This is a genomic window from Alteromonas confluentis (genome assembly GCF_001757105.1).
Taxonomy (GTDB): domain Bacteria; phylum Pseudomonadota; class Gammaproteobacteria; order Enterobacterales; family Alteromonadaceae; genus Alteromonas; species Alteromonas confluentis.
The window spans coordinates 105,706-129,808 of the sequence record NZ_MDHN01000008.1; the positions used below are offsets into that span (position 1 = coordinate 105,706).

The following is a 24,103-nucleotide window of genomic DNA, read 5'->3' on the forward strand; positions in this document are numbered from 1 at the left end:
CCTGCAAACTTTATACTGTCTTTTTTCTATAATAAAAAAGACAGTATAAAGTTATGTTGAAATTTAGAGGTCTGAAAACCAAGGGATTGTGGGCGGCACTGTGTGTCATGTTCATCACAGGTGCCGTGCAGGCAGAAGAAGCAGGCCCGAATCAAACGCCCTATGTGGTGATGATATCACTGGATGGCTTTCGACATGACTATGTGGAAAAGCATCAGGCGAAGCGCATCGGCGAAATCGCGAAAAGCGGCGTTCGTGCGGAAAAAATGATTCCGGCCTATCCGTCGAATACCTTCCCCAACCACATTTCTTTAATCACCGGTTTACTGCCTGTCAATCACGGCATTGTGAACAATGCGTTTTACGACAAATCCCGTCCGGCGGGCGACAGTTACGCCCGCTATTCCATGGGTAAAGGTTATGGCGATTCAACCTGGCTCTCAGGTATGCCGTTTTGGAATCTGGTGGAGTTTAACGGCATCAAAGCCGCGACTTATTTCTGGCCGGAATCGGATGCGCGTATCAACGGAAACCTGCCGTCCTATCACTTCCACTATTCTAAATATGCAGACTATCAGAACCGTGTGAACCAGATTGTAGAATGGCTATCACTGCCTGAAGTATCCCGCCCTCACTTTATCGCTGGCTATTTTTCGCTGACCGATACTATTGGTCATAAATACGGGCCAAATGCGCGAGAGACTTATGAAGCTGTTCAGCGTATGGATGGTCTGATAGGTCAGCTTTATGATCGCCTGCAGAAACTCTCTGTACCGGTTAATCTGGTGATAGTGTCTGACCACGGAATGGCTGAAATAAACGATGATGCCAAAATTGATGTCACAAAACTGGGCATTCCTGATGACTTCGTCGTGGAAATTCGCGGCGCGCAAACGCTGATTTACGGGAAGCCAGACACCACGAAGAAGCAGATTGATGCACTGAAATCTCAGTTAGCGAACAAAGCAGATGGCCGCTATACAGTGATGAGTGACAGTCGTCGTGATGAAGTTTCTATGCCGGTAACTAGCCGAACCGGCGATATCATGCTTGAACTGTTACCGCCGGCTTACTTTGTGGGTGCGAAGGCTCACGATGGTCATGGCGCACACGGCTTTGATAACACCCTGGACGATATGGGTGCCACATTTATTGCCGCAGGGCCTGCATTTAAGAAAGGTATGACCCTTCCTCCAATGAAAAATCTTGAGGTTTTCCCCGGGCTGGCGAAGGTGATGAAACTCGAATACGTCCCTCAAACCGATAGCGGCAGCAAAACCTTTGAGCAAGGGCTGATTAAATAAGGTGTTGCCTACCGGTACTCGTGCTCGGCGTTTACCGGTTTCATCCTCGGTTTTACCGGTGTTTGCGCTCGGCGATGCCGGTCCACACAGGCATTATCAGCAACGTGATCAGGCAAGTAATGAGTGCTGTCCAGCCGAAATGCTGATAAATAAAACTCGATAGCGTAATGCCCACCCATCCGCCAACGTAGTAAAACAAGGTATACAGCGCATTTGCACGGCCGTGTCCTGCGTCCAGTTTACGATTCAGCGCACCCACTGCCGCTGCATGAATAGTGAAGAAGCCAGCACAGAAAAGCAGTAACCCCACCAAAATTGCCAGCGTAAACGGCAACAGCAACATCAGTAATGCGCTGAGTAATACCGCCGAGCCGACCAGCAAGGTGTTGCCGCTACCGAACCGATTACTGAGTTTGCCCGTTACCGGTCCAATCATCACCCCCACAAGGTACACCAGATAAAGCAAAGTAGTGTCTTGTGTTGAAAAGCCAAACATGGGTTCGGCCAAGTGAAAGGGCAGAAAGTTAAACACCGAAGAAAAAATGCCGAATCCGCACAGTGCACAAAGATAAAGGCGCAGTAGTTTCCATTGAGCAACAAGTCGAAGGTAACTGGTTGCTGGCTTGGTGGTCTGCTGCTTATTTTGCTGATGCGCCGGTAACCCTTTCAGTGCAGCGAAAATGGCTATTGCCGTAAGCAGACTGGTGGCGACAAAGGCATATCGCCAGTGTTCTGGGGAAAATGCCCAACCGCCCAGTAATCGTCCACCCAGTCCTCCGGCTACGGTTGCTGACACATACGAACCCATCACCACATTCAGGCTCGCTGGCGGAAGTGTTTTTGACAGGTAGGCCACAATGCAGGTTGTCAGTGCAGGAATGAAAATGCCCTGAACAAAACGCGCTGAAATCAATAAACTCAAACTGTCGGTGGCAGCGCAAATAAGCCCACAAACAATAATCGCCGTGCCGCCGATTGCGATAATGGGTTTTATAGGAAAGCGATCTGAAATCAGCCCGAAGGGCAGATTAGCTAACGCAATACCCAATACCACGGCTGACACGGTGAGTGAAACCCGCACTAAATCGGTATCGAAGTCTTGTTGTAAAACCGGTAGAACAGGCTGAGTAATATAGATATTGGTGAACGCGGCGCAAACCAGCGCGAAGATAATAATCTGCAGACGATGCTGCGCTTGAACGGGCATAATTCCTTCCGGAGAAAAATTAACGATGAAGCCGGGATGAACAGGATTTCAGGAGTGATGACATTGTGACAGCCGGCACTATTATTTTAAACGGACTTTATCCCATACCTTGCTCTCTTCGCCCTTGAGCAAACGCAAGATATTGTCTTTGTGACGAATAATGATGAGAACCGACAGCATAACCACAGGAACGGTATACATGGGCTTGATAAACCAGGTAAACACCGGTGCTAAACTTACGGCAACAATGGCAGCCAAAGAGGAATAGCCAAAAATAAGCACGATGGCAAGCCAGGTGGCGATAAGCAGTCCGGCCAGTTCCAGGCCCAAAGGAAGTAACACGCCAAACGCCGTGGCGACGGCTTTGCCGCCCTTAAAACCAAAATAAAGTGGAAATATATGGCCAAGGCAAGCTGACACACCAATAAAACCTAGCGCGATGGGGTCTATACCCATCCAGTAGCTACAATAAACCGGAACCGTGCCTTTAAATATGTCCATAAACAGCACCAGTGCTGCCGGCGTGCGACCGCCAAGACGAAAAACGTTGGTTGCGCCGGGATTATTGGAGCCGGCAGTACGAGGGTCGGGAAGTCCATAGAGGCGACAAATAACAACAGCACTGGACAATGACCCTATCAGGTATGCCACGCCGATCATCAATATCGTCAAACCTGTCATTACTGCGTTGATCTCCTTGTTTCCCTGCGTGCAGACTAACAGGAATCGCAGGTAAATTGCCAGTGAGTTTAGTGAACCTCAGGCCAGTTGTGGTAAAGTGGCGGCCATTACTCAAACGCTTCAATACGAGCGCGTCGTTTTATGCAACAGATTATTCTTTCTGGTCTTAAGGTCGACACCCTTATCGGTGTGTATGACTGGGAACGTACTCAGAAAACTACCCTTATTTTTGATATTACCGTTGATGCTGATCTCACGGCAGCCATGGCCAGTGACAATGTGAGCGATACCATTGACTATGCCATGCTTGCTCAGTCCATTCAGCAGGCCGCCGCTGACCAGACCTTCGAGTTACTTGAAGCGTTAGGCGCCCATGTAATGAAACACGTGTTTATGGGGTTTCCGGTCTCGCATATTCGACTTGGAATCACAAAACCAGGGATCTTGCCAGATGCCGATACCGTTACGGTGGTATTTAATCAGGCGCGAGGCGAATGAGCCACCATATTACTATCAGTTTGGGTACCAATATTCAGCGTACCCATTATGCCCGAAGTGGCCTGGTGCACTTAAAAGCCCATTTCTCTGACATTAGTTTATCGCGGATGTTTGAAAGTGAGGCCGTGGGCTTCAATGGCTCGCCTTTCTATAATTGCGTAATAGCAGCGGCTACCGACAAACCTTTGGAAGAGGTGGTTGCTACGCTAAAAGCGATTGAGCGGGAAAACGGCCGTACTCACAGTGAAAAAAAGTTTTGTGCTCGCACTCTCGATTTAGATCTATTAACCTACGACAACGTAGTGACAACTCACCCTGTTAGACTGCCCAGGGCAGAAATTCTGCAAAATGCATTTGTGCTGCAACCCCTTGCTGAACTTCTCCCTGATCATGTGCATCCCGAAGCAGGAAAAACCTACCGGCAGTTGTGGCAGGAATACGATCAAACTTCCCAACGGCTATGGCCAATCGATTTTACATGGAGTGATTCTAAGGGATGACGCTTTTCGAAATTATCATTCTTGCCCTGATCCAGGGAATTACCGAATTTTTACCTATCAGCAGTTCCGGACATTTATTGCTACCAGCAGAACTTTTTGGCTGGGACAGTCAAGGTCTGGCCTTTGATGTTGCTGTGCATGTTGGCAGTCTGCTTGCCGTCATGTTGTATTTTCGTCATGAAATAACTCAAATGACCATCGCCTGGGTTACCCGCGGTTTTACTAAAAATCAGAATACCGACAGTAAACTGGCCTGGTATGTCATTTTGGCGACCATCCCGGCTGTAATCGTGGGCTTGCTGTTAGATGACTGGATTGAAATGAATGCGAGAACCGCGCTGGTCATCGCTGCTACTACCATCATATTCGGTTTGGCACTGTGGTATGCCGATGCGAAAGCGCAGCACACCATGGAGCTTGAAAACATTACCATGAAGCAAGCTATTATCATTGGTTTGGCACAGGTTATGGCGCTTATTCCGGGCACTTCTCGTTCAGGTATCACCATGACCGCAGGCCTGATGCTAGGGTTGAATCGCGAAAGCTGTGCGCGTTTTTCGTTTTTGCTGTCGATCCCGGTGATTTTGGGCGCGGGCACATTAAAGACCTTTGATTTGGTGCAGGCAACCACACCTGTAGATTGGAGTGCGCTACTTTACGGTGCTGCATTCTCGTTCATTAGCGCGTATCTGTGTATCTTCCTGTTCCTAAGCTGGATATCCCGCATTGGTATGTTGCCGTTTGTGATTTATCGCATGGTGTTAGGTGCGGTATTACTGTGGTTTGTATTTGGTTAATTTACCTAAGGGGAACTGATGTCAGAGACTATCTTTACCAAAATTATTAACCGGGAAATTCCCGCCGATATTATCTACGAAGATGACATCGCGCTGGCATTCAAAGATATTAATCCGCAAGCGCCGGTACATTTTTTGGTTATTCCGAAAAAGCCGATTGCAACCATTAACGACATTACTGAAGAAGATCGCGAAATTGTTGGGCACCTAAGTTACGTTGCCGCCAAAGTCGCCGCTGAGCAAGACTTTGCAGAACAAGGCTTTCGCACGGTAATGAACTGTAATGAGTTTGGTGGACAAACGGTGTATCACATCCACCTGCACGTACTGGCTGGCAAGCCGCTAGGTTGGCCACCTTACACGGATAAAGTGAAACAAGGCCTGGAATAAGCGCTTATTGTTCAGCGTGGTTAATTATCAATAAATTAGCTAAAAAAGGCAGGTAGCGGCGCTACCTGCCTTTCGTTTAATTACAGTCCCAGCACCGCTTTACCTTGTTTGAAGGTAATATCGACGGGAATGTTGGCTGCTTCCAGGCGAGCAAGGTCAGAGGCCAGAGCAGGCTTGATGATACCCTTTTCTTCTACCAGTTTAGCAACGCCTTCGTAATCGCCGTCACCTTGATAAATTAAGATAAGGCGGGATAAGGCTTCTACTGCGTTACCCATTTTTTCCATATTCACTTTATAGAAACCGTCTTCGCCTTTCTCGAAAGCACCTTGCTCCTCGAAGAAATTAAAGCGAATCATGTTAGCTTTACCATGAGCGCTAGACGCTCCAAAGCGCACAGAGCGGAATATGCCAGCCATGAAGGTAACATAATAATCTTCCAGTACACCTTCAGTAATTTCACCTTTCTCCAGCAGACTCTGCACCATATACAGCCCAAGAATGTCGGCCTTGCCCTCTTCTAGCGCCGAGGCGTGTTCTTTTAAAGCAGCACGAACAGTACTGCTACCATCCAATGTATTCTTAATACCAAGACCGTGAGCCACTTCATGGAACATCGTATTGGCAAAGAAGGCGTCAAATGTAATGTGGTCGCGTTGTTCTGGGCTTATGAGCTCATCGGCAATGGGCAGAAGGATCTGATCAAATTTGGCGCGCATGGCGTTTTTCAACTGCAGGCGTCGGGTACCTTTGGCCAGTTGTACGCGTTCATCGTTAGGCAGGTTGATGGCAATAGTTTTACTGCCTGCATTGGAATGACCCGCGTAGTAAATCACATCGTAAGCGTTAAGGTCGGCATCAGAGCCAGGCATTTCGGCTTTATATTCGGCAGGAACCGGCAAGCCTTTTTGTAATTCAGGGAGGAACTGGGCGAACTTGGCGAGGCGCTCACTCCAGGCCATATCTTTAAGCAGTACATACGATTCAAACGCGGCGCGGTAACCGAATAACTGATCTTCATAGGACTCAATGGGGCCGATAACCAGCTCAACCGGATTCGTTTTCATGTCCATCCAGGCCATATCCGACGCATAATAATCGTTACTTAACAGCGCATCGGCCCGTAATGTCAGGTAGTTGGCAAACTCTTCGTTATCTGCCAGTTCGGCCGCCTGACGTAACAGTGCAGACGCTTGCGTTAATTCAGCTTTATAGGCTTCTGAATAGGGCACGGTATACAGGCTGCCGTCTTCATTGCGCTTTACCAGTGAATATAAGCCGTCTTTGTCTGCAAAATCTTGCTGCTGAAACTCTTCTTTGGTCATATCGTGAGGGTAGAATTCCGCGCCTTCGGGCTTGCTGTCATACCCTTTTAAAAACGCCGCATCGCCATTTAAGCGATCCCAGGGACCATAATTGATGTCAGCAAACTTCGCGATGTCTGCATCGCTGTATTTTTCAAGAAATGCCGATTTTTCACCGGAAAAGGCTTGCTTCCAGAAGAGGTCGTCCATGATTTTTGATGCGTCGATCAGTAAGCCCAGCATGGTTTTCTGGTTGTCAGAAAGCGAAGACAAATCGCTGGTTAATGCTACGGGCTGATAAATCCCCAAACGCGCACGGTCTACCAGTAGCGGCGACGCTTGCGTGTCTGCGACTTCTTGTTTTGCTGCTGGTGTTGAATGGCTGGTTTCAGGGGCTTTAGAACAGGCTGAAAGGGTTAGGATGGATGCGGCAACGGCCATGGCGAGCCGGGTGCGAGTAGCGCTTATTTTCATCGTTATACATTCCATTTTTAGGTATTCATGTCGTTATAACGATTGATACACAATTAAAGGCGCATGTGCAACGGTATCCGCGACAACCCGAGCGATGACTCAGCCTGACAGCGTTTTCTTCGATACCTATTTTGCTTCCCAATCAACAACATTCGTTTGTTGCTAAAAATCAGAATATCAATTTCAGGGTAAAAGAATGGGCTAAGCCGTAAAAGCCGAGCTGAATAAAAAAAAGCCAGAAAAGTAACAAAAAATATACAATAAAGTGTTTAAAGTTCTGATAGTGTAATAAGAAAACTGTTATTCAAAACAATAAGTTATACTAAAGTATAAGGTAATGAAGTGGAAGCGCTACTAAAAAATAACAAAGAGCAGTTTCTGGAACTATTTACGACCGTCTCACACTATCGAAACAATTTATTCAGTCTGAATACTTGGTGGGATAAGGTGGCGTTAGTCGGAAAAATAAACTCACTTAATGTACCCCAGAGTTTGCTTGGCAACATGCTAGAGACCAAGTCTGAATTCGCTGTTCTGCAGGATGATTTAATCGAAAACCTGTTGGCTGAAAATACGCAACAATGTGGCGTTAAAAATCAGACCATTGCACAGACCCTCATTGATATTCCAATTCGTAATTTATTTGAGCGAACCGCTGATGTGGGGTTTCTCGCTACCGATACGGATATCATTAAGTTTCTGCATGATGCGCAATCAGGCTCGGAAAACAGCGAAAATATTGCTGTGCGATTAGAGCAATACGCAGCAAAGTATACGGTTTACGACGATATTATGTTGTTTGACTGCCAAGGTGAGCTGCGTGCGCAAATGGCGCAGGGCGAGCCCATCGCGGAAACTGACCCTGTGTTATCGGAAATCTTAACTGGCTATCATGAATACCTGGAGATTTGCCGTTATTCACCCCTACGGCCTGCGCATCCGATTTCATCGTTATTTCTTGCGCCGGTAAGAGATCCTGAAACACAAGAGATCATTGGTATTTTGTGCATGAGCTTTCGGCTGGAAGGCGAGATGCGCAGTTTGTTTAATGATCTTGATGATGACTCCGGGAACATCTTGGCTCTGCTCGATGAGAAAGGAAATACCCTGGTTTGTAGCGACGATACTGTTTTACCGCGAGGGAAAACGGTAAATGTGGCAAAGGAAAATCAGATCCTCACCATTGACAGAAAAGAATATATTGTCACTGTCGCAAAAACCCGGGGTTATCAAAATTATCAAGGGCTTGGATGGCACGGCTGTGTGTTATTACCTCTGACTCACATGGGCTCGCAGCCAACATCAAGTTATGATGCCATTGACGACGTCAATCAGTGGCAAGGCTTTTCTTCTGTATTGAGCAATATCCAATACCGGGCAAAGATTGTTACCGAAGATTTGGATTTGGTGGTGTTAAATGGGCGCATTGCCGCTGCCCGCCGCGACGCGGACGAGTTTATTCCCATTCTGGAAGAAATTCGCAAAATTGGCCGCCAGATGCAGTCCATTTTTACCGACTCGGTGAGTCAACTGATGAAAACGGCACTCACCACCCATTTCAATGGCATGACCTTCCAGGCCGCACTGGCTATCGACATCATGGACAGAAACTTGTACGAGCGGGCAAACGATTGTCGCTGGTGGGCACTTACTTCACATTTCCAGAATACACTGAGTAACAACGCCGCTACCGCTGCAGATATCTCGGTAATGGGCGACATCCTCGAATACATCAACAGTTTGTACACCGTGTACACGGGGATCTATCTGTATGACCGTAGCGGAAAAATTGTTGCCGTATCAGATAAAAGTTTATCTGACCAAATAGGCCAGGAAGCAGAAAAAAGTTCAGTATGGGAATCGGCGATACGTATGCAGAACGCACAACATTTTCGTGTATCAGCTTTTGAATCAAGCGACTATTACGACAGTAATCCTACCTACATATACAATGCCGTCATTCGCAAAAATGATGCTGCGGTTGGTGGCATTGGGTTGGTATTTGATAGCGAGCCGGAATTTTCACAAATGCTGGCAGACGTGCTTTGGGCAAATGACAGTGAACGCTTCGGTTTGTATATCGACCGTCGAGGCAAGGTTATCAGCGTAAGCGGCACAGAGCGTTGGAAGGCCGGTGAGCAAATTACGTTGCCCGCTGCTGTGACGAATGGCGCGAATGGTACAAAAGGCGCTGGTATTTACCATTTGGGCGATGAAGCTTTTCTCCTGGCTTTTGCGGTTTCAAAAGGATACCGGGAATATAAAACCTCTGATGGCTATGAGAACGATGTGATTGCAATTATCGGTGAGCCAAACGGGCGAGTGGCCGACTAGTACGTTGCAATAAAGCAGAAAAAAAGAAGGGAGCCAATCGGCTCCCTTCTTGTTGTATGGTGACATTAGAACGCGTAGTTCACACCAATGTTCGCTGCACGACCACGTGAGCGGAATGCCGATGCACCCTGATAGCTTTTATCGAAGGCATTTTCGATACGACCAAATACAGAAAAGTTTTCTGTAACATCGTAGCGGGCACTTAAATCTACCAGCGAGTAATCGTCCAGTGGTGCACTGATACCCACTGCATCAGCCACCATGCGAACGGTAGCTTCTGCCGTAACTGCCTCGTAGCGGTAAAGTACTGACAGGTTGGCCAGGTCGCGAGGACGGCGAACGCGCTGTGCGCCATTTACGTCGTCTGCATCGTTATAAGTGTAGTTACCTTTAATGGTCCAGGCGTCGTTAATGGCCCATTGACCAATAAGCTCAATACCTTCAGAGGTGGCGGTACCTAATTCCTGCAGGTAGCCCGAATAAGTCGCCATATCAAACACGATGGCATCTTCAATTTTCTGATCGAAGTAGACAACTTCGACAAAAGTGCCTGCTGAAGGTGTGAACTGAAGACCAATTTCGTAGCCTTTAGATTCTTCTTCTTTCAGCGCTACGTCAGAAGCCGGCGCGTAGCCAAAATCACGGTTATATTGCACTTCGTACAAGCTTGGTGCACGGAAGCCGGTACCGTATGCACCACGAAGTTTCAGTTCGCCCGCTTGCAGTTCCCAGATATACGCCGAGCTCAGTCGGTAACTCAGGTGTTCACCAAAATCTTCATTGTCGTCGTAGCGAACCCCTGCTGTGGTAAACAGGTTTTCTACCCATTCACTTTGCAGCTCACCGTAGTAACCCGTTTGTGTGCGGCTTTCGTTTGAAGAGGTAATCGCTTCTTCTTCCCAATCGATGCCGTAAACCACGGTATGTTGGTCATTAATGGCCGTGTCGCCAATGTACTCAACGCGTTCAACAGTACCTTTGGTAAAGTAACTGGACGCACCTTCCGTATAGTTTTCACGTTCAATTAAGGTTTTGGCGTAGGCCAACTGCTGATTACCCGATTCAAGGGCATAATTGGCACTCACGCGGAAGTTGGTTTGTTCAAACGCGCTATCACAATCGTTACTGATGCTGAAAGCTGCCGTGTAGCAGTTATCAAATTCACCTTCGCCATCGTTATGACGGGCGACGAAACCGAGCGTCAGGGCATCAGTGGCTTTCACGCTTACTTTGGCATGCACCGTCGTGTTGTCGTAACCGTCGTCATCTGCCGGGTCGGTATCGTCAATGCGTGAGTTGAAACCGTCTGTGGAGTAGTCAGATACAGAGAGGTAAGCCTCGACCGTTTCGCTACCGCCACCGACTTCGGCGCTCAGGTTTTGCGTATTATATTCACCCGCTTCCGCACGCACACTGCCGTATACACCCTGTTCCAGTCGGCCGCTTTGAATATTGATAACACCACCGGCATCGGCACCGTATACCAGACCTTGCGGACCGCGCAGAATTTCTACCCGCGATACATTGCTGCTTTGCAGTTGGCCTACTTGGGGCATTATCTGCGTGCCGGTGGGGTCAGACACATCAACACCATCAATGCGGATTAGCGTGCGATAGCCTTCCTCACCACGAATGCGAAGGGCTGATGTTGAGCCGATACCACCGCTGTCGGTGACATGCACAGAAGGTTCGATTCGCAGTACTTCTGCCAGGTTGGCATATCCGCGTAATTCGATTTCTTCTTCAGTCATAACGGATACGGACGTGGCGAGTTCTCTTACCGGTGTAATCACGCGGCTTGAAACAACAACGTGTTCAATGTCTGAACCGGGCGTGGCTTCTTCTGCAATTACAGAAGTAACGGTGCAACCTAAAGCAATGGCAATGGCCAGTTTGCTGATGTGCATGTGTGTTCCTCAATCTAATGGGTGTGTGCTTGTGACTGAAGGAAGGGGAGTGGATCGGCGAATGCGTAATGGCTTTTGACAATTTCCGCACAGGCAATTGATTTACCCGACGCTGACATTGAAAAGGAGACACGAAATATGCAATCCAATGAAGCCCTCCGCTTCATTTGTAATCAACTGTTTTTCAGGCCGGTGTCGGGCTTAGCGCCATAATGCGCTTTTACCGTTGCGGGGGCAGCGGTGGATTAATAAACAATGTTCATTCACCACACTTCCCGTTTACCTTGCCCAGATGCGCCTTAAGTGACGCATCGACAAGCACCTGAAACAGCGGGCGCAACCTTACAAATTGTTCATACTAAAGTCAACGGAAAGGCGGTGTGTATGGCTTATTCTTTCTAGCTTTAAGGCTGTGTCAGGTCACTATCTTGTGCATAGAACTGCCGTGCTTTATCAAGCTGTACGCACATCGCTTCAATTTCATCCAGCATGCGGGTCGTCATGCGATGTACCTTGTCAGCATCAGGATGAAGAATAAACCCATGATTAACCGCAGGTATTTCTGGCCACTGCTGCCAATTAATGGTTTCCGGCTGATTATCACCGTGGGTGGTGGGCTGAATAATCACTTGAGGACGTAAATCGAGCACATTCTCCAGACTCACCTGAGGGTAGCCTTCCTCGATGTCGGCATAGATGTTATCGCCGCCACACAACGCGATTTGCTGCTGCAACCAGGAATTTCCTGCAACAGTGCGTAACGGCCTTGCCCACAGTTCATAAAAAACACTTACTCCCTCGGCTTTGCTGTAGCGCGCTTTCAGTGCGTGCAAGCGGTACAGGTAATCATTGGCGATGTTCTCAGCCTGCTTTTCACGCCCCGTCAATTTGCCCAGCATACGTAACTCCGACGCCACATCCTGAAGGTTATCGGCTTGGGTATACACGACATTTATCTTGTACTTTTCCAACCGCTGCAGATCGTCTGCCGGGTTACCACTACGCCACGCCACGACGGCATCTGGCCGAAGCGCGAGAATTTGCTCGATTTGAAGGCGCGCATAATTGCCCACTCGCGGAATGGAGGATGCCTGAGCGGGAAAATCGGAATGGTCGGTAGTCGCAATGATCTGATCGCCCGCACCAATGGCAAACAGGCTTTCAACCAGGTGCGGCGCCAACACCACCAGACGACGTTGTGTTCGCGGGTCCACATCCGTTTGCGCCGCAGCCGAAAGGCTGAGCAGTAGAGCAGATATAAAAACAGCCAGTTTCATTACCAGTCGATACCTTTACGTGCCATGATCCCTGCATCGAATGCGTGTTTTTGTGAGCGCACTTCACTTACCGTATCGGCTAGATCGGTAATGGCTCTGTGACAAGCGCGGCCCGTCACCACGACACTTTGTTCCTTCGGTCGATTTGCCAGAGCATCGAGCACGTCATCAAGATCGATATACTTATACGTTACCATGTAGGTAATTTCATCCAGCAATACCACGTCGATGGTGTCATCTTTCAACCAGACTTTGGCTTGCTCCCACGCTTTAGTCGCGGCTGCAATATCGGTGTCTTTGTCTTGTGTTTCCCAGGTAAAACCGGTGCCCATAACATGAAAAGGCACACCTACCTGTTGCAGTAAATCGCGTTCACCACAAGGCCATGTTCCTTTCACAAACTGCACCACCGCAGCCTTCTGGCCATGTCCTACCGCGCGGGTAACCGTGCCGAAGCCTGAGGTTGATTTTCCTTTTCCGTTACCGGTAATGACGATCAGAATGCCTCGTTCTTCTGTAGCCTGGGCAATGCGCTCGTCTACCTTGGCCTTTTGTGCTTCCATGCGCTTTTTATGTTTCTGCTTATCGTCTTGGTTACTCATGGTATTACCTGTAAGTCTGTTTACTGTTACTTAATTGCGATGGGGCACATTCTGCCACACCTCTGTTTATCTGAATAAAGGGTCTAACTTCTGCCAGTTGAGGTGATTGTTGCACATCACCGCAAGCCGCTCTATTTCACGCTCTTGTTGCGTTTCATAATTATCGACCAGGGTAGTTTCCAGCCCCGCCCAGCGAATGATTTGCTGCAGCGCCTCGGGAGAATCAAATACACCGTGCAGGTATGTGCCAGCCACTTGGTCATCCTCGCTAATACAGCCGTCAGTCGTGCCATCACTCAAGCGGGCGAACGCATGAACGCCAGGTTTTACTGTGCTTACACCGACATGGATCTGATAGCCACTTAACGGTGCAGGTTCATCGACGCGCAACGTGAGCGTACCTGTATCACGGGTTAACTGTTTTTCCTGCTCCAGTCGGGTGTTCACTGGCAATAATCCGAGACCTGAACTGCTGCCAGGGCTGTCTTCTACACCAAGTGGATCGTCAACCTGTTCACCCAGCATCTGATAGCCACCGCAAATACCCAGCACTTTTCCGCCGTACCGGCAATGGCGCAGAATGTCGTTTTCCCAGCCGCATCGGCGAAGTAAAGCCAGATCGCTACGCACGTTTTTACTGCCGGGCAAAATGATAAGGTCGGCTGCCGGTAAAGCCTGGTTTTGAGCTACAAACTGCAAATTGACCTGAGGATGGGTGCGCAACATATCAAAATCGGTGTGATTACTGATACGACTAAAAACGGGCACCACCACATTTAGAATACGTTCTGCCGAGGCGAGATTTTGTTCGGCTTGAATGGCGTCTTCGGCGGCCAGTTGAAGGTTATGCAAATAGGGAAGCACGCCAAGCACCGGTTTGCCGGTTTCCTTCTCCAACCAATCAAGGCCAGATTGCAATAAACTGATATCGCCGCGAAAGCGGTTTATAACAAACCCTTTGATACGATTGCGTTCCGACTCCGACAGTAACGCCAGGGTGCCAACAAACTGGGCAAAAACACCGCCCTTGTCGATATCGGCGATAAGGATAACCGGGCAATCCACCGCCTCGGCAAAGCCCATGTTGGCAATATCACGGTCGCGTAAGTTAATTTCGGCCGGACTGCCTGCGCCTTCCACCACAACAGCATCGAACTGCTCGCATAATCGCTGGTGAGAACTTAAAACGGCATTCATCGCCACCGTCTTATAATCGTGATAAGGCGCTGCCTGCATATCACCAATCGCTTTACCGTGAACAATCACCTGTGCGCCGGTATCGGAACTGGGTTTCAGTAAAATGGGGTTCAGATCCACATGGGGCGCAATGCCTGCCGCCTGAGCTTGCACAGCCTGTGCCCGGCCTATTTCGCCACCTTGGGCCGTGACGGCACTATTGAGCGCCATATTTTGTGGTTTGAACGGGGCGACGCGAATATGTCTTTGTTTCAAGCAGCGGCACAGAGCAGCAACCAGCATACTTTTACCCGCATCAGAGCTGGTACCCTGAACCATGAGTGTTTTACAGCGAGTCATCTAAGCGGCCCTTGTTCTGGCGGCAAACCAATAAACTGTATAATCGGTATGGCGCTGGGGTAATCTGCAAGCGTGATTCGGGTAAGGCTTGCATGACTAACAGAAAGTTGCTGATACAGCGCCGGTGAAGTCCAGTCGAGACCAAGCACTCTGGCTATAATTTGTCGTATCACGCCACCGTGGGTAACCAAAACCGTGTGATTGCCACCGGGGCGGGCAATAATACGCTCCCAAAAGCCTACGACCCGATTGTGAAAATCGCGCAACGATTCAGCCCCCGGCAAGGTGTGGCTGGAAGGACTTTGCCAGAACGCGTCAAGCAAGGGCCATTGTTCAGTTATGTCATCAAACGGGATACCGTCGAGTTCGCCAAAGTGACACTCTGCCAGTGTTGGCGCGGTACTGAGTTTGAGATCCAGTTCGCTGGCGAGTACTTTGGCACTGTACAAGCAGCGCTGAAGGGGCGAAGAAATAATGCGTGATGCGCCGGCAAGTTGGAGGTGTTGCGACATCAATTGGTCATGACCCGCTTCACTGACTTTAATATCCGTTGAGCCATAGAGCGCAGGCTGGCCATTTACTTTTCCGTGTCGAAGTAAATCAAATACATATGCCATCATTCATTTCCTTTTAAATGCATCGGCAGGCCTGCGGCCATAAAAGTTACCTTGTCGGCGTATTGGGCGGTTTTCTGGTTCAGCCAGCCGGCCAGATCGACAAAGCGGCGGCTGACATCGCCCACAGGGATAACCCCTAATCCCACTTCGTTGGCAACCACGTACGTCACTCCCCGGCGCTGTTGCATGCAGCGTATAAGCGCATCGAATAAGGCTGAAAAGTCTTGCGCTGGCGCTTCGTATAAATGGTTATTCAGCCATAATGTCAGGCAGTCAATCAGCACAATGTCATTGTCTGGAAGGTCGCAGAGTTGCTCAGCCAGTAAAAGTGGCGCTTCCCAGGTAAGCCAGTGCGCCGGGCGGTCATGTTGATGCTTCGCGATGCGTTCTCGCATTTCGTGGTCGAAGGGGGTGGCCGTAGCGATGTAGTGTACGGGGTTGGCCGTTACTGACTCTGCCTGCATAGCCTGTTGCTGGGCATAACGGGATTTTCCTGAGCGGGCGCCGCCGATAATCAGATGCATTACGACACACCGCCTATCAACAGCATCAGGTAAATGGTCAGCTCCTGAATTTGTTGCGCTGCGCCAAGGGTATCGCCGGTAAAGCCTTGAACATGTTTTAGCATCTTGTATTTAAGGAAATGGCGCAAGAGTATGCAGGTCACCAGAATAAGCACTGCTGTGCCAAGTGGAAGTAAAAGCAACGCGAGGCCGCCAGTGATGAACAGAAATGCCATTGCGGAAACGGAATAGGGGGTGGCAAAGGGCATACTCTTGGCAATTTTACCGCTGCTGCTTTCAGTGGCGTAAGGTAAATCCTGCACGTGACTCAGTGCAAAGGCGCGGGAAAGGGGGTAAGCCACGAATAATGACAACACAAGAGATTGCTGCTCAACCAGCGATGTTAGCAACACCCACTTACCAAACAAAGCCCCCACAAGTGCACATACTCCGTAGGTGCCCAGTCGACTGTCTTTCATGATGATCAGTTTGTGATCTTTATCCTGACCGCCACCAAATGCATCAGCCGTGTCTGCCAGACCATCTTCGTGAAAGGCGCCGGTCAGCAATACGCTGGCCAACACAACCAGGAAAATTAGCACGCTAGCCGGTAACAGGGATGAAAGCAGCCAAATCCAAACACTGAGAATGCCAGCCAAGACCCAGCCCACCAACGCAAAGTATTTCCCCGCATGGTGCATGGCATCGTTACTGTAAGTTACACGATGACCCACCGGTATACGGGTAAAAAAGCTTAACGCTAACAATAGGGCATGGGCATGCTGGCGAACACCAGAGAGGACGTTTGTCATTACAAGGTCACACCAGCGCTGTCGAACGTGGCCATGTCATTGTAAAAGGCGGCTGCGGCTTTAAGTAAAGGCATGGCAAGTGCGGCACCGGTGCCTTCCCCTAAGCGAAGTCCCATATCCAGCAATGGCGTTGCTTCGAGGTGTTCCAGTACCCGGCGATGTCCTTTTTCGCCCGAACAGTGACTAAAGACCATGTAATCTCTAATTTCAGGTGCAATTTGCAAGGCCAGAAGGGCGGCACTGGTCACGATAAAGCCATCGACCAGAATCACTTTTCTGGCTTGCGCGGTGGCCAGCATGGCGCCAGCGATTTGGGCAATTTCAAAACCACCTGCTTCTTGCACGGCGAGCTCGGCGTTTATCGGGCTCTCACCAACGCTTTGCGTTACGCGGTTAATGGTTTGCTGCAGTAAAGCGTGTTTTCTGATGTATTGATGTTCTGATATTCCGGTACCCGCACCAACCAGTTCATCTAACGGTATTCCGGTAAGTAAACAGGACAACGCGGCAGCAGCGCTGGTGTTGCCAATGCCCATCTCGCCGAAACCTAAAATGTTCGCGCCTGCTTCAATGGCGGCTTTCGCCACTTCCGCACCCTGTAACAGAGAAAGTTCAGCTTCCGTTGCCGTCATTGCTGCTTGTTTGGACATGTCTTGCGTGCCAGCGGCAATGCGGCTGTTGATGAAATTATCATGACTGCCAGAAATAGGTTCGAGTACGCCGCAGTCGATAACCTGTAACGTGAGTCCAGCAGATGCACAGAAGCTATTTATCGCTGCGCCACCATTGATAAAGCTTAACACCATTTGGTGAGTCACCGCCTGGGGCGCAATGCTAATGTTGTGGGTGGCAATACCGTGATCAGCTGCGAATACCAGCATGGTGGGTTTGGTGAGGTACACCGGTCGTATATCACCTTGCCACTGACAGAGCGCCAATTGTCTGGCCAGCGGTTCTAGCAAACCCAGTGAACCAGGTGGCTTGGTTTTGTTGTCGATTTCTGCCTGAATCAAAGGCAACGCTGTTTTATCTACAGCCTCAATCGACCAGAACTGATTGTTATAGATGGACATGTTTACTTACCTCACGCCTGGCGCTGGCGCATTACAAGTAGGAAGAAAAGACTGCCGATAGCAGATGTAATAATACCGACCGGGATTTCCCGGCCAGTCAGTGCGGTGCGTGCAAACACGTCCACCCACACCATGAAAAAACCACCGAGAAGAGCACAACCGATGAATAAGGTACGGCTGGTGACACCGAGCCAACGGCGAACAATATGAGGAATCATCAGGCCAACAAATCCAATACCGCCACAGTAAGAGACGATAGCGGCGGTGAGGCCGGCGCAAATAAGCAAAGATAGCATGCGCATGTGGGCAACATTGACGCCAAGGGTGCGGGCACTGTCGTCGCCGAGAAGCAGTGCGTCAATACGCGGCCCGAAAAGATAAAGGACGGCTGTACACCCAGCAACTACGGCGAAGAGAACCCAGGCATACTGGCTTTCAACCCGGGCAAGACTGCCCATTAGCCAGAACACCACCTGGTTTGCCGCGAATGGGTCGCCGACAAACAATAAAAACTGACTCAGCGCACTTAGCATAAACGATACCGCCACGCCGGCCAGTAACATGTGCTCGATACGGCCACCAAAAGTAGAGCGCGCAAGTAACTGTACCAAGATGACCGCGAATATCGCCCCAATCAATGCCGATACGGGCAAGGCGATGTCAAAAGCCGCAGTGGGCAAGCCCCATTTGGCAGCTAAAGGACTATTTAACAACAGCGCTGCAACACTGGCGCCGAGTCCTGCACCGGCAACAACACCAAATAAGTAGGGGTCTGCCAGGCCATTGCGAGTGACATTCTGTAATGTGGCGCCGGCCACCGATAAACCCGCGCCAACCAGAAAGCCCACCATGACCCGGGGAAAGCGGATATCCCAGAAAATAGTATTGTCGATGGGGTCGGCGCAACTGCCTGATACACATTGAAAAATGGTATCGGCCGACAACGAGGCCGCGCCAAAGAATAACGACAATAAGGGCGCACTGATCGCTAATAGAAGCAACACAATCCATTTCGCTTTCATGTTAGCTATCATGTTTTACCTGCGTCGACGCTTTTTGAAATTCAGCAAAAGGCGGGTTAAATTCAATCCGCGCTGTTTGTGTTGCCGAGTGATGCACCGTGCAAGGGACTCTGAAAATGTCGCTGAGTAAGGTGGATTCCAGCACTCCAGATGAGGCCCCCGATGCGGCCACCAAGCCATCTTTCATCAGCACCAAATTATCGCAGTAGGCAGCTGCCAGATTAAGGTCGTGCAAACTCACCACCACGGTTTTGCCTTGTTGCTGGCAAAGTGAATGCAGCAAGTGCAGAATTTGATGCTGATAGTACACATCCAGATGGTTCACCGGTTCATCGAGAACCAGTAGCGGCGCACCCTGAACCAATGCCCGGGCGATCAAACAGCGCTGTTGTTCGCCACCAGACAGGGCACTGAAGTGTTGTTCGGCTTTATCTGCCAAACCGACATCATCCAGCGCTTTCAGCACTTGTGTCCGGTCGTCACGGGTGTAACGTGACAACAAATTTTTATGCGGCAACAACCCCATGGTCACAACTTGTTTCGCCGTCAGACTGAACACGGAATCGTTTATTTGGTTCACAACCGCAACATGGCGGGCAAGTTCCTGGGGGGCATAATCTGACAACGGGCGGCCTTGCCAACAGACTTCTCCGGCAGCCTGAAGTTGCCCGGTGATGATTTTCAATAAGGTGGTTTTACCCGCACCGTTCGGCCCAAGCACGCCGTGGAAAAGACCTGCACCGAAGCCCAGCGAAATATCCGTAAGGATTCGCTTTTTGTTGATTGAATAGGTGACATCTTGAAGATGCAGTGCCGCTTGGGTAGACATGATGCCCGTCATACTAAAATTATACTTAGCGGGATAACCGGCAGCCATAGCCGTATGAAAGCAGTTACTCGTTCAGCAATGCCTGAAGTGTGGAGTAAAACTGTATTCGTGTTTTCCCGCACGAAATTAAGTCACTGCATTATGGCTGGTATCTGACTTCGACCTGCTGGGTCATTACAGTTGCGGGTACAGTTTTGGAGTTACACCAAATTCCCATTTAATTTGCGCGACACTAGAGAAAACGCGCAACACCACGTATGCAAACGCGGAGTGTATCAGGGATTTCTCATATTGACGAGGGCAACGGAAGAAGAACGCACGGCAGGATGATCCAAAACAGAAATCCTGTGCTTTATGCTTAAAAACTCGCATCTGGCAATACACCTTAGACTATGATTGGTATTAGCAAAAACACCGCAGTATGCGCACATGGCAAGAAAATGCGCGATTGCGGGATGCAGAATCAGCATTCTGCTGATATATTTTTAATTATCTAGTAAAGAGTTGCCGTCTCGTTTGCTTGCAACGGATAGCCAATCATACTCATACCTCTCTGCCTGCACGCCCCACAGCGTCTGGCGCACGGAAACCAATATAAGGTAGGTATATGTCAACACAAAACGCGCTTCTGACTATTCTGGTCGAAAAGATCAACAACGATACGCTGGTTCTGCCTACGCTGCCTGCCATCGCACTTAAAGTGCGTAAAGCCGCAGATGATCCGAATGTGAACTTGAACGCCATGGGTGATGTTATTGGCAAAGACCCTTCGCTGAGCATGCGAATGATAAAAATTGCCAATAGTGCCTACCTGGGGCGCACGGTAAAAGTGACGTCTATTGGCCAAGCCGTCACCCGCATTGGTTTGCGTCAAATAAAGAATATCTCTACGGCGTTGGCAATGGAGCAGTTATTTGTTTCTAAAAACGACGTGGTAGCCAAGCATCTGAAAAATGAATGGGCTGCAACCGTTAAAGTTGTCGCTTATTCAATGGCGGCATTACAAACCTATATCAACCGTACCCGCAACCGTGAGCTGAGTTTAGATACCATGACGCTCGCAGCGCTGGTTCACGATATCGGCGTGTTGCCAATTCTTACTGAAGCCGAGCGCCATGAAGAAGTTTTCGCCAACCCAACATTTCTGAATGTGGCGATTGATAAGCTGTCTTGCCGTATTGGCGGCAGCATCATGCGAGCGTGGGAGTTTGACGACGATTTTGTGATGGTTGCAGAGCAGTGGAAAGACTTATCTGTGCTACCTGAAAAACTATCTTATGTGGATTTCGTTCGTGTAGGCGCGGCGCTGGCCGGTAAAATGGACGACCAGAAAGACGCAGTGCTTAATCTGGCAATTCAGCGTGGTGTGATTGAAGACATCAAAGAATTCACCACCGATGAGTTTAAAGAAATGGCGGTCAACGCTAAACAGATCTTCTCTTCATAACGACTCCGGGCAGGTATCTGTGCAACGCTGGCAGGTACCTGTTTTCCCGTCAACCCCGATGCTCCCGCGCAGGGGTTATGGGTAAAAAATCATGTCGATAAAGCGCGTTTTTCCGCTTAAATCACGATAACCATGTTCGCCATCGGCTGCTAATAAATACTGTTCACCGGTGGTTACAGGGTGCCACACATCTTGCTGTAAAATTTCAAGTTTCCCTTCTATTACATGAATATGTTCAAGCACGCCGGCTTGGTGTGGTGTTGATAATTGCTGGTGGTGATTTGTCAGGGTAATTTCAAACATTTCTGAACGGGTGATAGGCGAATAGGGGAAGAGCGTTTTCACCTTCATATTGCTGTCACCGGCAAACCCATCGTTTTCAGAAGGCATGCTCGTGGCGGGATCGGCTGCACCGGGTATGAGGAAGGAGGAAAATGAGCATTGCAGACCGGTGGCAATTTTCCACAGTGTGGCAATGGTAGGGCTAGACTCCTGACGCTCTATTTGTCCTAGCATGGCCTTGGAGACCCCAGTTTGCTGTGCTGTTTTGTCTAAAGACCATCCGCGCTCTTTACGACGGGCTTTGAGTGTCCGGGATATTTGTGCGTTAATTGCCTCGTTAGGATTCATCTGTGTTTTGCATCCTGATAAATATTGCATGCCACCATGCTAAGTGCATTGTGCGTTATAGCGCACGATGTTACACTCGCTCGCAATTGTGCGTTATAGCGCACAGGTCTATTGGCAAATGCTAACACCGGAGGCCCGCCTTGTCATCGAAATCTCTTCCTCAACTCAGTCATATTGCTGCGGGTTTTACCGCCGTGGTGGTGGGCTACAGTAGTGCGGTTGTATTGGTTATTGAAGCTGCCAAGGCGTCGGGTGCCACACCTTCGATGATTGTCAGCTGGTTGCTTGTACTGGGGCTAGGCATGGGCATTACCTGTATCGGCTTTTCCTGGTTGTATAAAGTACCTGTGGTGACCGCATGGTCTACACCTGGCGCGGCATTTCTGATTGGTGCGGTTGGCGGCTTTTCGCTGGCAGAAATTATTGGTGCGTTTGTCACTGCAGCCTTACTGGCATTCATTGCGGCGCGGAGTAAAGCACTCACTAGCCAGATAGAGCGCATTCCGCCTGCTGTTTCGTCCGCGATGTTGGCCGGAATTCTGTTGCCCATTTGTTTAGGCGTTTTTACCGATGCCGCCGCACACCCAATCATAGTAGTCAGTTTCATTGCACTGTATTTATTAGGTTCACTCTTTTTCCCTCGTTATCTTATGCTGGTACTGCTTGTTGTGGCTATGGCGGTGGGGTTAGGTAGCACCGGCACGAATCTGGATTTCGCATGGAATTGGCCAGAACTTGAGTGGGTAACACCGACGTTCTCGGTTTCTGCCACCATTAGCCTGGCGATACCCTTGTTTATAATTACGCTGCTATCGCAGAACCTGCCTGGCATTGCCATATTAAAAAGCTATGACTACCACCCCGACGTTAGGCAAATCCTTACAGGTGTCAGTATCGTGAATTTGATTGCGGCTCCTTTCGGTGGCTTTGCTTTTAACTTGGCGGCAATTACCGCGGCTATCTGCATGGGCGAGAACGCGGGAGACGACAGAAACAAGCGCTACAAAGCGGCGATCATGGCCGGCGTCGGGTATTTAATTTTCGGAATCATTGCGTCGCTGGTGGTGTATCTGTTCAGCCAAATGCCACCAGTGGTAGTGCACCTTCTGGCAGGGTTAGCTCTGCTTGCAACGCTGCAGGCATCATTACTTCGCAGCATGGAAAATCATGATCATCGCAAAGCGGCACTACTGACGTTGTTGTGTTCTGCCTCGGGCATCGCCGTGGCGCAGCTTGGTGCACCGGTATGGGGGCTATTCGCGGGGTTATGTGTACTTGGGTTAGATAAGCTTTACCAGAAAATGCATGGGAAAGCGTCAGCATAAACTACCTTCCAGATGCCAAAAGAAACGGGCCTGTTAGTCGTAACAGGCCCGTTTAATTTTGTCTTCCGTGCTAACGATTAACGTTAGTCGTCGTTCAGTTTCAGGGTGGTGCGCATGAAATCAAGGAACTGGCAAAGTTCAGCCGACATCAGTGCAAACTCGGCGTCTAATCGTGCTTCAACTTGATCTTTCGGTACGTCTTCGGTTTCTTCTTTCAGGCGATCAGTAAATTTCACCCGTTTGAAAGAACCGTCTTCTGAAATAGTTGCGGTTAAGACTTCCTGCCAGGCAAAGCCGACCTTTTGCACCAGCTTCCCGTTATCCAGGTGCATGGTGATTTCTTCGCTGTCCAGCGGCTGGTTTTTACAACGAATGACACTTTCTAAATCGTCGGTAGATTTCAGTTCTGCTTCTTCCAGCAGTTCAATACCGTCTGGCGCGCCGTCAGTGAGCCAGTGTGTCAACTCAGATTGTAGGCTGTGGCGGGCCAGAGGTACTACCGGCAGCGAGCCAATTGCCTTACGAACACAAGCCAACCAAGCTTCCGCTTTGCCATCGGCAGAGGCGTCGATAACGACCATTTTTTCCGGAATGGAAATAAAACCATGGGTAAAGGTGTTTCTTACAAATGCCTGTGGCAGCAGTTGAAAGATAATTTCTTGTTTCAGATCCTGTTGCTGCTTTTTGCCTACCGGTGAACCGGTTTCGGCTTCGATATGCGCAACCTTGTCTGCCAGCTCGGCATTGACCACTGAAGATGGCAGAATTTTTTCCTGTTTCTTCAGCGTTATCCAGTAACGTTCCTGTACTTTGTGGAACATCACGCCTTCTTTACCGGCTTGTGCGAACGGCGACGCAAAACCCATGGTGGCCGTGTCTTGTTTGCCACAGGGACGGAAAGCGTTATCCATCAGCATACGGCTGAGATCATCGTCGTCCAGAGAAAGCGGCTGGGTAAGCTGGTAAGCCTTAAGATTTTTGAACCACATAGAAAATATGTCCTGATCCAGATTATTGTTATAAAGGGCGGCAAG

At 49.4% G+C, this 24,103-nt stretch carries 23 protein-coding genes and 2 riboswitches; of the genes, 8 read left to right on the forward strand and 15 right to left on the reverse strand.

Features of this window, described 5'->3' with window-relative positions:
- Positions 1 to 53: 53 nt before the first annotated feature.
- The gene (locus BFC18_RS03620) at positions 54 to 1,304 is read left to right on the forward strand and encodes an alkaline phosphatase family protein (RefSeq protein ID WP_245680330.1); all 1,251 of its coding nucleotides are present in this window, start codon (positions 54 to 56) and stop codon (positions 1,302 to 1,304) included.
- Positions 1,305 to 1,356: 52 nt separating this feature from the next.
- Here BFC18_RS03620 and BFC18_RS03625 read toward each other — a convergent pair whose 3' ends face one another.
- Both BFC18_RS03625 and plsY read right to left on the reverse strand, forming a co-directional pair.
- Positions 1,357 to 2,511 (reverse strand): MFS transporter, encoded by a 1,155-nt coding sequence (locus BFC18_RS03625; RefSeq protein ID WP_070123831.1) that lies wholly within the window; start codon positions 2,509 to 2,511, stop codon positions 1,357 to 1,359.
- Between the two features lie 81 nt (positions 2,512 to 2,592).
- Positions 2,593 to 3,192 carry a glycerol-3-phosphate 1-O-acyltransferase PlsY gene (gene plsY, locus BFC18_RS03630; RefSeq protein WP_070123832.1) on the reverse strand — a complete coding sequence of 200 codons (600 nt, stop codon included), beginning with the start codon at positions 3,190 to 3,192 and terminating at the stop codon, positions 2,593 to 2,595.
- Between the two features lie 141 nt (positions 3,193 to 3,333).
- Between plsY and folB the strand changes: the two genes are divergently transcribed.
- Genes folB through BFC18_RS03650 form a run of 4 tightly spaced genes read left to right on the forward strand, consistent with a single transcriptional unit; the run spans position 3,334 to position 5,377 of the window.
- On the forward strand, positions 3,334 to 3,690 hold the full coding sequence (gene folB, locus BFC18_RS03635; RefSeq protein WP_070123833.1) for a dihydroneopterin aldolase: 357 nt from the start codon (positions 3,334 to 3,336) through the stop codon (positions 3,688 to 3,690).
- The gene (folK, locus tag BFC18_RS03640; RefSeq protein WP_070123834.1) at positions 3,687 to 4,190 is read left to right on the forward strand and encodes a 2-amino-4-hydroxy-6-hydroxymethyldihydropteridine diphosphokinase; all 504 of its coding nucleotides are present in this window, start codon (positions 3,687 to 3,689) and stop codon (positions 4,188 to 4,190) included. The genes folB and folK overlap by 4 nt, the downstream gene beginning before the upstream one ends.
- Entirely contained in the window at positions 4,187 to 4,987 is an 801-nt protein-coding gene (locus BFC18_RS03645; RefSeq protein WP_070123835.1) for an undecaprenyl-diphosphate phosphatase, read from the forward strand. The genes folK and BFC18_RS03645 overlap by 4 nt, the downstream gene beginning before the upstream one ends.
- Positions 4,988 to 5,005: 18 nt before the next feature.
- Positions 5,006 to 5,377, forward strand: coding sequence for a histidine triad nucleotide-binding protein (locus BFC18_RS03650; protein ID WP_070123836.1), 372 nt, complete (start codon positions 5,006 to 5,008; stop codon positions 5,375 to 5,377).
- A gap of 80 nt (positions 5,378 to 5,457) precedes the next feature.
- Here BFC18_RS03650 and BFC18_RS03655 read toward each other — a convergent pair whose 3' ends face one another.
- A complete protein-coding gene (locus tag BFC18_RS03655; RefSeq protein WP_070123837.1) occupies positions 5,458 to 7,155 on the reverse strand; it encodes a dipeptidyl-peptidase 3 family protein in 1,698 nt (565 codons plus the stop codon).
- A gap of 342 nt (positions 7,156 to 7,497) precedes the next feature.
- On the opposite strand from BFC18_RS03655, the gene BFC18_RS03660 reads away from it, so the two are divergent.
- A complete protein-coding gene (locus BFC18_RS03660; RefSeq protein WP_070123838.1) occupies positions 7,498 to 9,489 on the forward strand; it encodes a cache domain-containing protein in 1,992 nt (663 codons plus the stop codon).
- Positions 9,490 to 9,554: 65 nt separating this feature from the next.
- Here the strand turns inward: BFC18_RS03660 and BFC18_RS03665 are convergent, their stop codons facing one another.
- From BFC18_RS03665 to BFC18_RS03710, 10 genes are all read right to left on the reverse strand, one after another.
- Positions 9,555 to 11,396 (reverse strand): TonB-dependent receptor plug domain-containing protein, encoded by a 1,842-nt coding sequence (locus tag BFC18_RS03665; protein ID WP_070123839.1) that lies wholly within the window; start codon positions 11,394 to 11,396, stop codon positions 9,555 to 9,557.
- Positions 11,397 to 11,566: 170 nt separating this feature from the next.
- Positions 11,567 to 11,737, reverse strand: a riboswitch (cobalamin riboswitch).
- Between the two features lie 63 nt (positions 11,738 to 11,800).
- Positions 11,801 to 12,673: a cobalamin-binding protein gene (locus tag BFC18_RS03670; protein WP_070123840.1), complete on the reverse strand. Its 873-nt coding sequence runs from the start codon at positions 12,671 to 12,673 to the stop codon at positions 11,801 to 11,803.
- On the reverse strand, positions 12,673 to 13,275 hold the full coding sequence (gene cobO / locus BFC18_RS03675; RefSeq protein WP_070123841.1) for a cob(I)yrinic acid a,c-diamide adenosyltransferase: 603 nt from the start codon (positions 13,273 to 13,275) through the stop codon (positions 12,673 to 12,675). The genes BFC18_RS03670 and cobO overlap by 1 nt, the downstream gene beginning before the upstream one ends.
- A 66-nt stretch (positions 13,276 to 13,341) precedes the next feature.
- Positions 13,342 to 14,811, reverse strand: a complete 1,470-nt coding sequence (locus BFC18_RS03680; protein ID WP_070123842.1) for a cobyric acid synthase — start codon at positions 14,809 to 14,811, stop codon at positions 13,342 to 13,344.
- Positions 14,808 to 15,431 (reverse strand): histidine phosphatase family protein, encoded by a 624-nt coding sequence (locus tag BFC18_RS03685; protein ID WP_070123843.1) that lies wholly within the window; start codon positions 15,429 to 15,431, stop codon positions 14,808 to 14,810. Before BFC18_RS03685 ends, BFC18_RS03680 begins: the two co-directional genes overlap by 4 nt.
- Positions 15,428 to 15,952, reverse strand: coding sequence for a bifunctional adenosylcobinamide kinase/adenosylcobinamide-phosphate guanylyltransferase (gene cobU, locus BFC18_RS03690; RefSeq protein ID WP_070123844.1), 525 nt, complete (start codon positions 15,950 to 15,952; stop codon positions 15,428 to 15,430). Before cobU ends, BFC18_RS03685 begins: the two co-directional genes overlap by 4 nt.
- Positions 15,952 to 16,743 carry an adenosylcobinamide-GDP ribazoletransferase gene (locus tag BFC18_RS03695; RefSeq protein ID WP_070123845.1) on the reverse strand — a complete coding sequence of 264 codons (792 nt, stop codon included), beginning with the start codon at positions 16,741 to 16,743 and terminating at the stop codon, positions 15,952 to 15,954. Before BFC18_RS03695 ends, cobU begins: the two co-directional genes overlap by 1 nt.
- On the reverse strand, positions 16,743 to 17,816 hold the full coding sequence (gene cobT, locus BFC18_RS03700) for a nicotinate-nucleotide--dimethylbenzimidazole phosphoribosyltransferase (RefSeq protein ID WP_070123846.1): 1,074 nt from the start codon (positions 17,814 to 17,816) through the stop codon (positions 16,743 to 16,745). Before cobT ends, BFC18_RS03695 begins: the two co-directional genes overlap by 1 nt.
- 11 nt (positions 17,817 to 17,827) lie before the next feature.
- Positions 17,828 to 18,838 carry a FecCD family ABC transporter permease gene (locus tag BFC18_RS03705; RefSeq protein ID WP_070123944.1) on the reverse strand — a complete coding sequence of 337 codons (1,011 nt, stop codon included), beginning with the start codon at positions 18,836 to 18,838 and terminating at the stop codon, positions 17,828 to 17,830.
- 1 nt (position 18,839) lies between these two features.
- Positions 18,840 to 19,667, reverse strand: coding sequence for an ABC transporter ATP-binding protein (locus BFC18_RS03710; RefSeq protein ID WP_070123945.1), 828 nt, complete (start codon positions 19,665 to 19,667; stop codon positions 18,840 to 18,842).
- 126 nt (positions 19,668 to 19,793) lie between these two features.
- Positions 19,794 to 19,939, reverse strand: a riboswitch (cobalamin riboswitch).
- A gap of 335 nt (positions 19,940 to 20,274) precedes the next feature.
- Here BFC18_RS03710 and BFC18_RS03715 point away from each other — a divergent pair.
- A complete protein-coding gene (locus BFC18_RS03715; RefSeq protein ID WP_070123847.1) occupies positions 20,275 to 21,114 on the forward strand; it encodes an HDOD domain-containing protein in 840 nt (279 codons plus the stop codon).
- A gap of 75 nt (positions 21,115 to 21,189) precedes the next feature.
- On the opposite strand, the gene BFC18_RS03720 is transcribed toward BFC18_RS03715, so the two are convergent.
- Entirely contained in the window at positions 21,190 to 21,744 is a 555-nt protein-coding gene (locus tag BFC18_RS03720) for an XRE family transcriptional regulator (protein WP_070123848.1), read from the reverse strand.
- 140 nt (positions 21,745 to 21,884) lie between these two features.
- On the opposite strand from BFC18_RS03720, the gene BFC18_RS03725 reads away from it, so the two are divergent.
- Positions 21,885 to 23,069 carry a benzoate/H(+) symporter BenE family transporter gene (locus BFC18_RS03725; RefSeq protein ID WP_070123849.1) on the forward strand — a complete coding sequence of 395 codons (1,185 nt, stop codon included), beginning with the start codon at positions 21,885 to 21,887 and terminating at the stop codon, positions 23,067 to 23,069.
- A gap of 83 nt (positions 23,070 to 23,152) precedes the next feature.
- Here the strand turns inward: BFC18_RS03725 and rdgC are convergent, their stop codons facing one another.
- A complete protein-coding gene (rdgC, locus tag BFC18_RS03730) occupies positions 23,153 to 24,058 on the reverse strand; it encodes a recombination-associated protein RdgC (protein WP_070123946.1) in 906 nt (301 codons plus the stop codon).
- Positions 24,059 to 24,103 lie beyond the last annotated feature (45 nt).

Coding starts and splice junctions, on each gene's coding strand:
- BFC18_RS03620 (WP_245680330.1), top strand. CDS start 54: ATGTTGAAATTTAGAGGTCTGAAAACCAAGGGATTGTGGGCGGCACTG.
- BFC18_RS03625 (WP_070123831.1), bottom strand. CDS start 2,511: ATGCCCGTTCAAGCGCAGCATCGTCTGCAGATTATTATCTTCGCGCTG.
- plsY (WP_070123832.1), bottom strand. CDS start 3,192: ATGACAGGTTTGACGATATTGATGATCGGCGTGGCATACCTGATAGGG.
- folB (WP_070123833.1), top strand. CDS start 3,334: ATGCAACAGATTATTCTTTCTGGTCTTAAGGTCGACACCCTTATCGGT.
- folK (WP_070123834.1), top strand. CDS start 3,687: ATGAGCCACCATATTACTATCAGTTTGGGTACCAATATTCAGCGTACC.
- BFC18_RS03645 (WP_070123835.1), top strand. CDS start 4,187: ATGACGCTTTTCGAAATTATCATTCTTGCCCTGATCCAGGGAATTACC.
- BFC18_RS03650 (WP_070123836.1), top strand. CDS start 5,006: ATGTCAGAGACTATCTTTACCAAAATTATTAACCGGGAAATTCCCGCC.
- BFC18_RS03655 (WP_070123837.1), bottom strand. CDS start 7,155: ATGAAAATAAGCGCTACTCGCACCCGGCTCGCCATGGCCGTTGCCGCA.
- BFC18_RS03665 (WP_070123839.1), bottom strand. CDS start 11,396: ATGCACATCAGCAAACTGGCCATTGCCATTGCTTTAGGTTGCACCGTT.
- BFC18_RS03670 (WP_070123840.1), bottom strand. CDS start 12,673: ATGAAACTGGCTGTTTTTATATCTGCTCTACTGCTCAGCCTTTCGGCT.
- cobO (WP_070123841.1), bottom strand. CDS start 13,275: ATGAGTAACCAAGACGATAAGCAGAAACATAAAAAGCGCATGGAAGCA.
- BFC18_RS03680 (WP_070123842.1), bottom strand. CDS start 14,811: ATGACTCGCTGTAAAACACTCATGGTTCAGGGTACCAGCTCTGATGCG.
- BFC18_RS03685 (WP_070123843.1), bottom strand. CDS start 15,431: ATGATGGCATATGTATTTGATTTACTTCGACACGGAAAAGTAAATGGC.
- cobU (WP_070123844.1), bottom strand. CDS start 15,952: ATGCATCTGATTATCGGCGGCGCCCGCTCAGGAAAATCCCGTTATGCC.
- BFC18_RS03695 (WP_070123845.1), bottom strand. CDS start 16,743: ATGACAAACGTCCTCTCTGGTGTTCGCCAGCATGCCCATGCCCTATTG.
- cobT (WP_070123846.1), bottom strand. CDS start 17,816: ATGTCCATCTATAACAATCAGTTCTGGTCGATTGAGGCTGTAGATAAA.
- BFC18_RS03705 (WP_070123944.1), bottom strand. CDS start 18,838: ATGAAAGCGAAATGGATTGTGTTGCTTCTATTAGCGATCAGTGCGCCC.
- BFC18_RS03710 (WP_070123945.1), bottom strand. CDS start 19,667: ATGTCTACCCAAGCGGCACTGCATCTTCAAGATGTCACCTATTCAATC.
- BFC18_RS03715 (WP_070123847.1), top strand. CDS start 20,275: ATGTCAACACAAAACGCGCTTCTGACTATTCTGGTCGAAAAGATCAAC.
- BFC18_RS03720 (WP_070123848.1), bottom strand. CDS start 21,744: ATGAATCCTAACGAGGCAATTAACGCACAAATATCCCGGACACTCAAA.
- rdgC (WP_070123946.1), bottom strand. CDS start 24,058: ATGTGGTTCAAAAATCTTAAGGCTTACCAGCTTACCCAGCCGCTTTCT.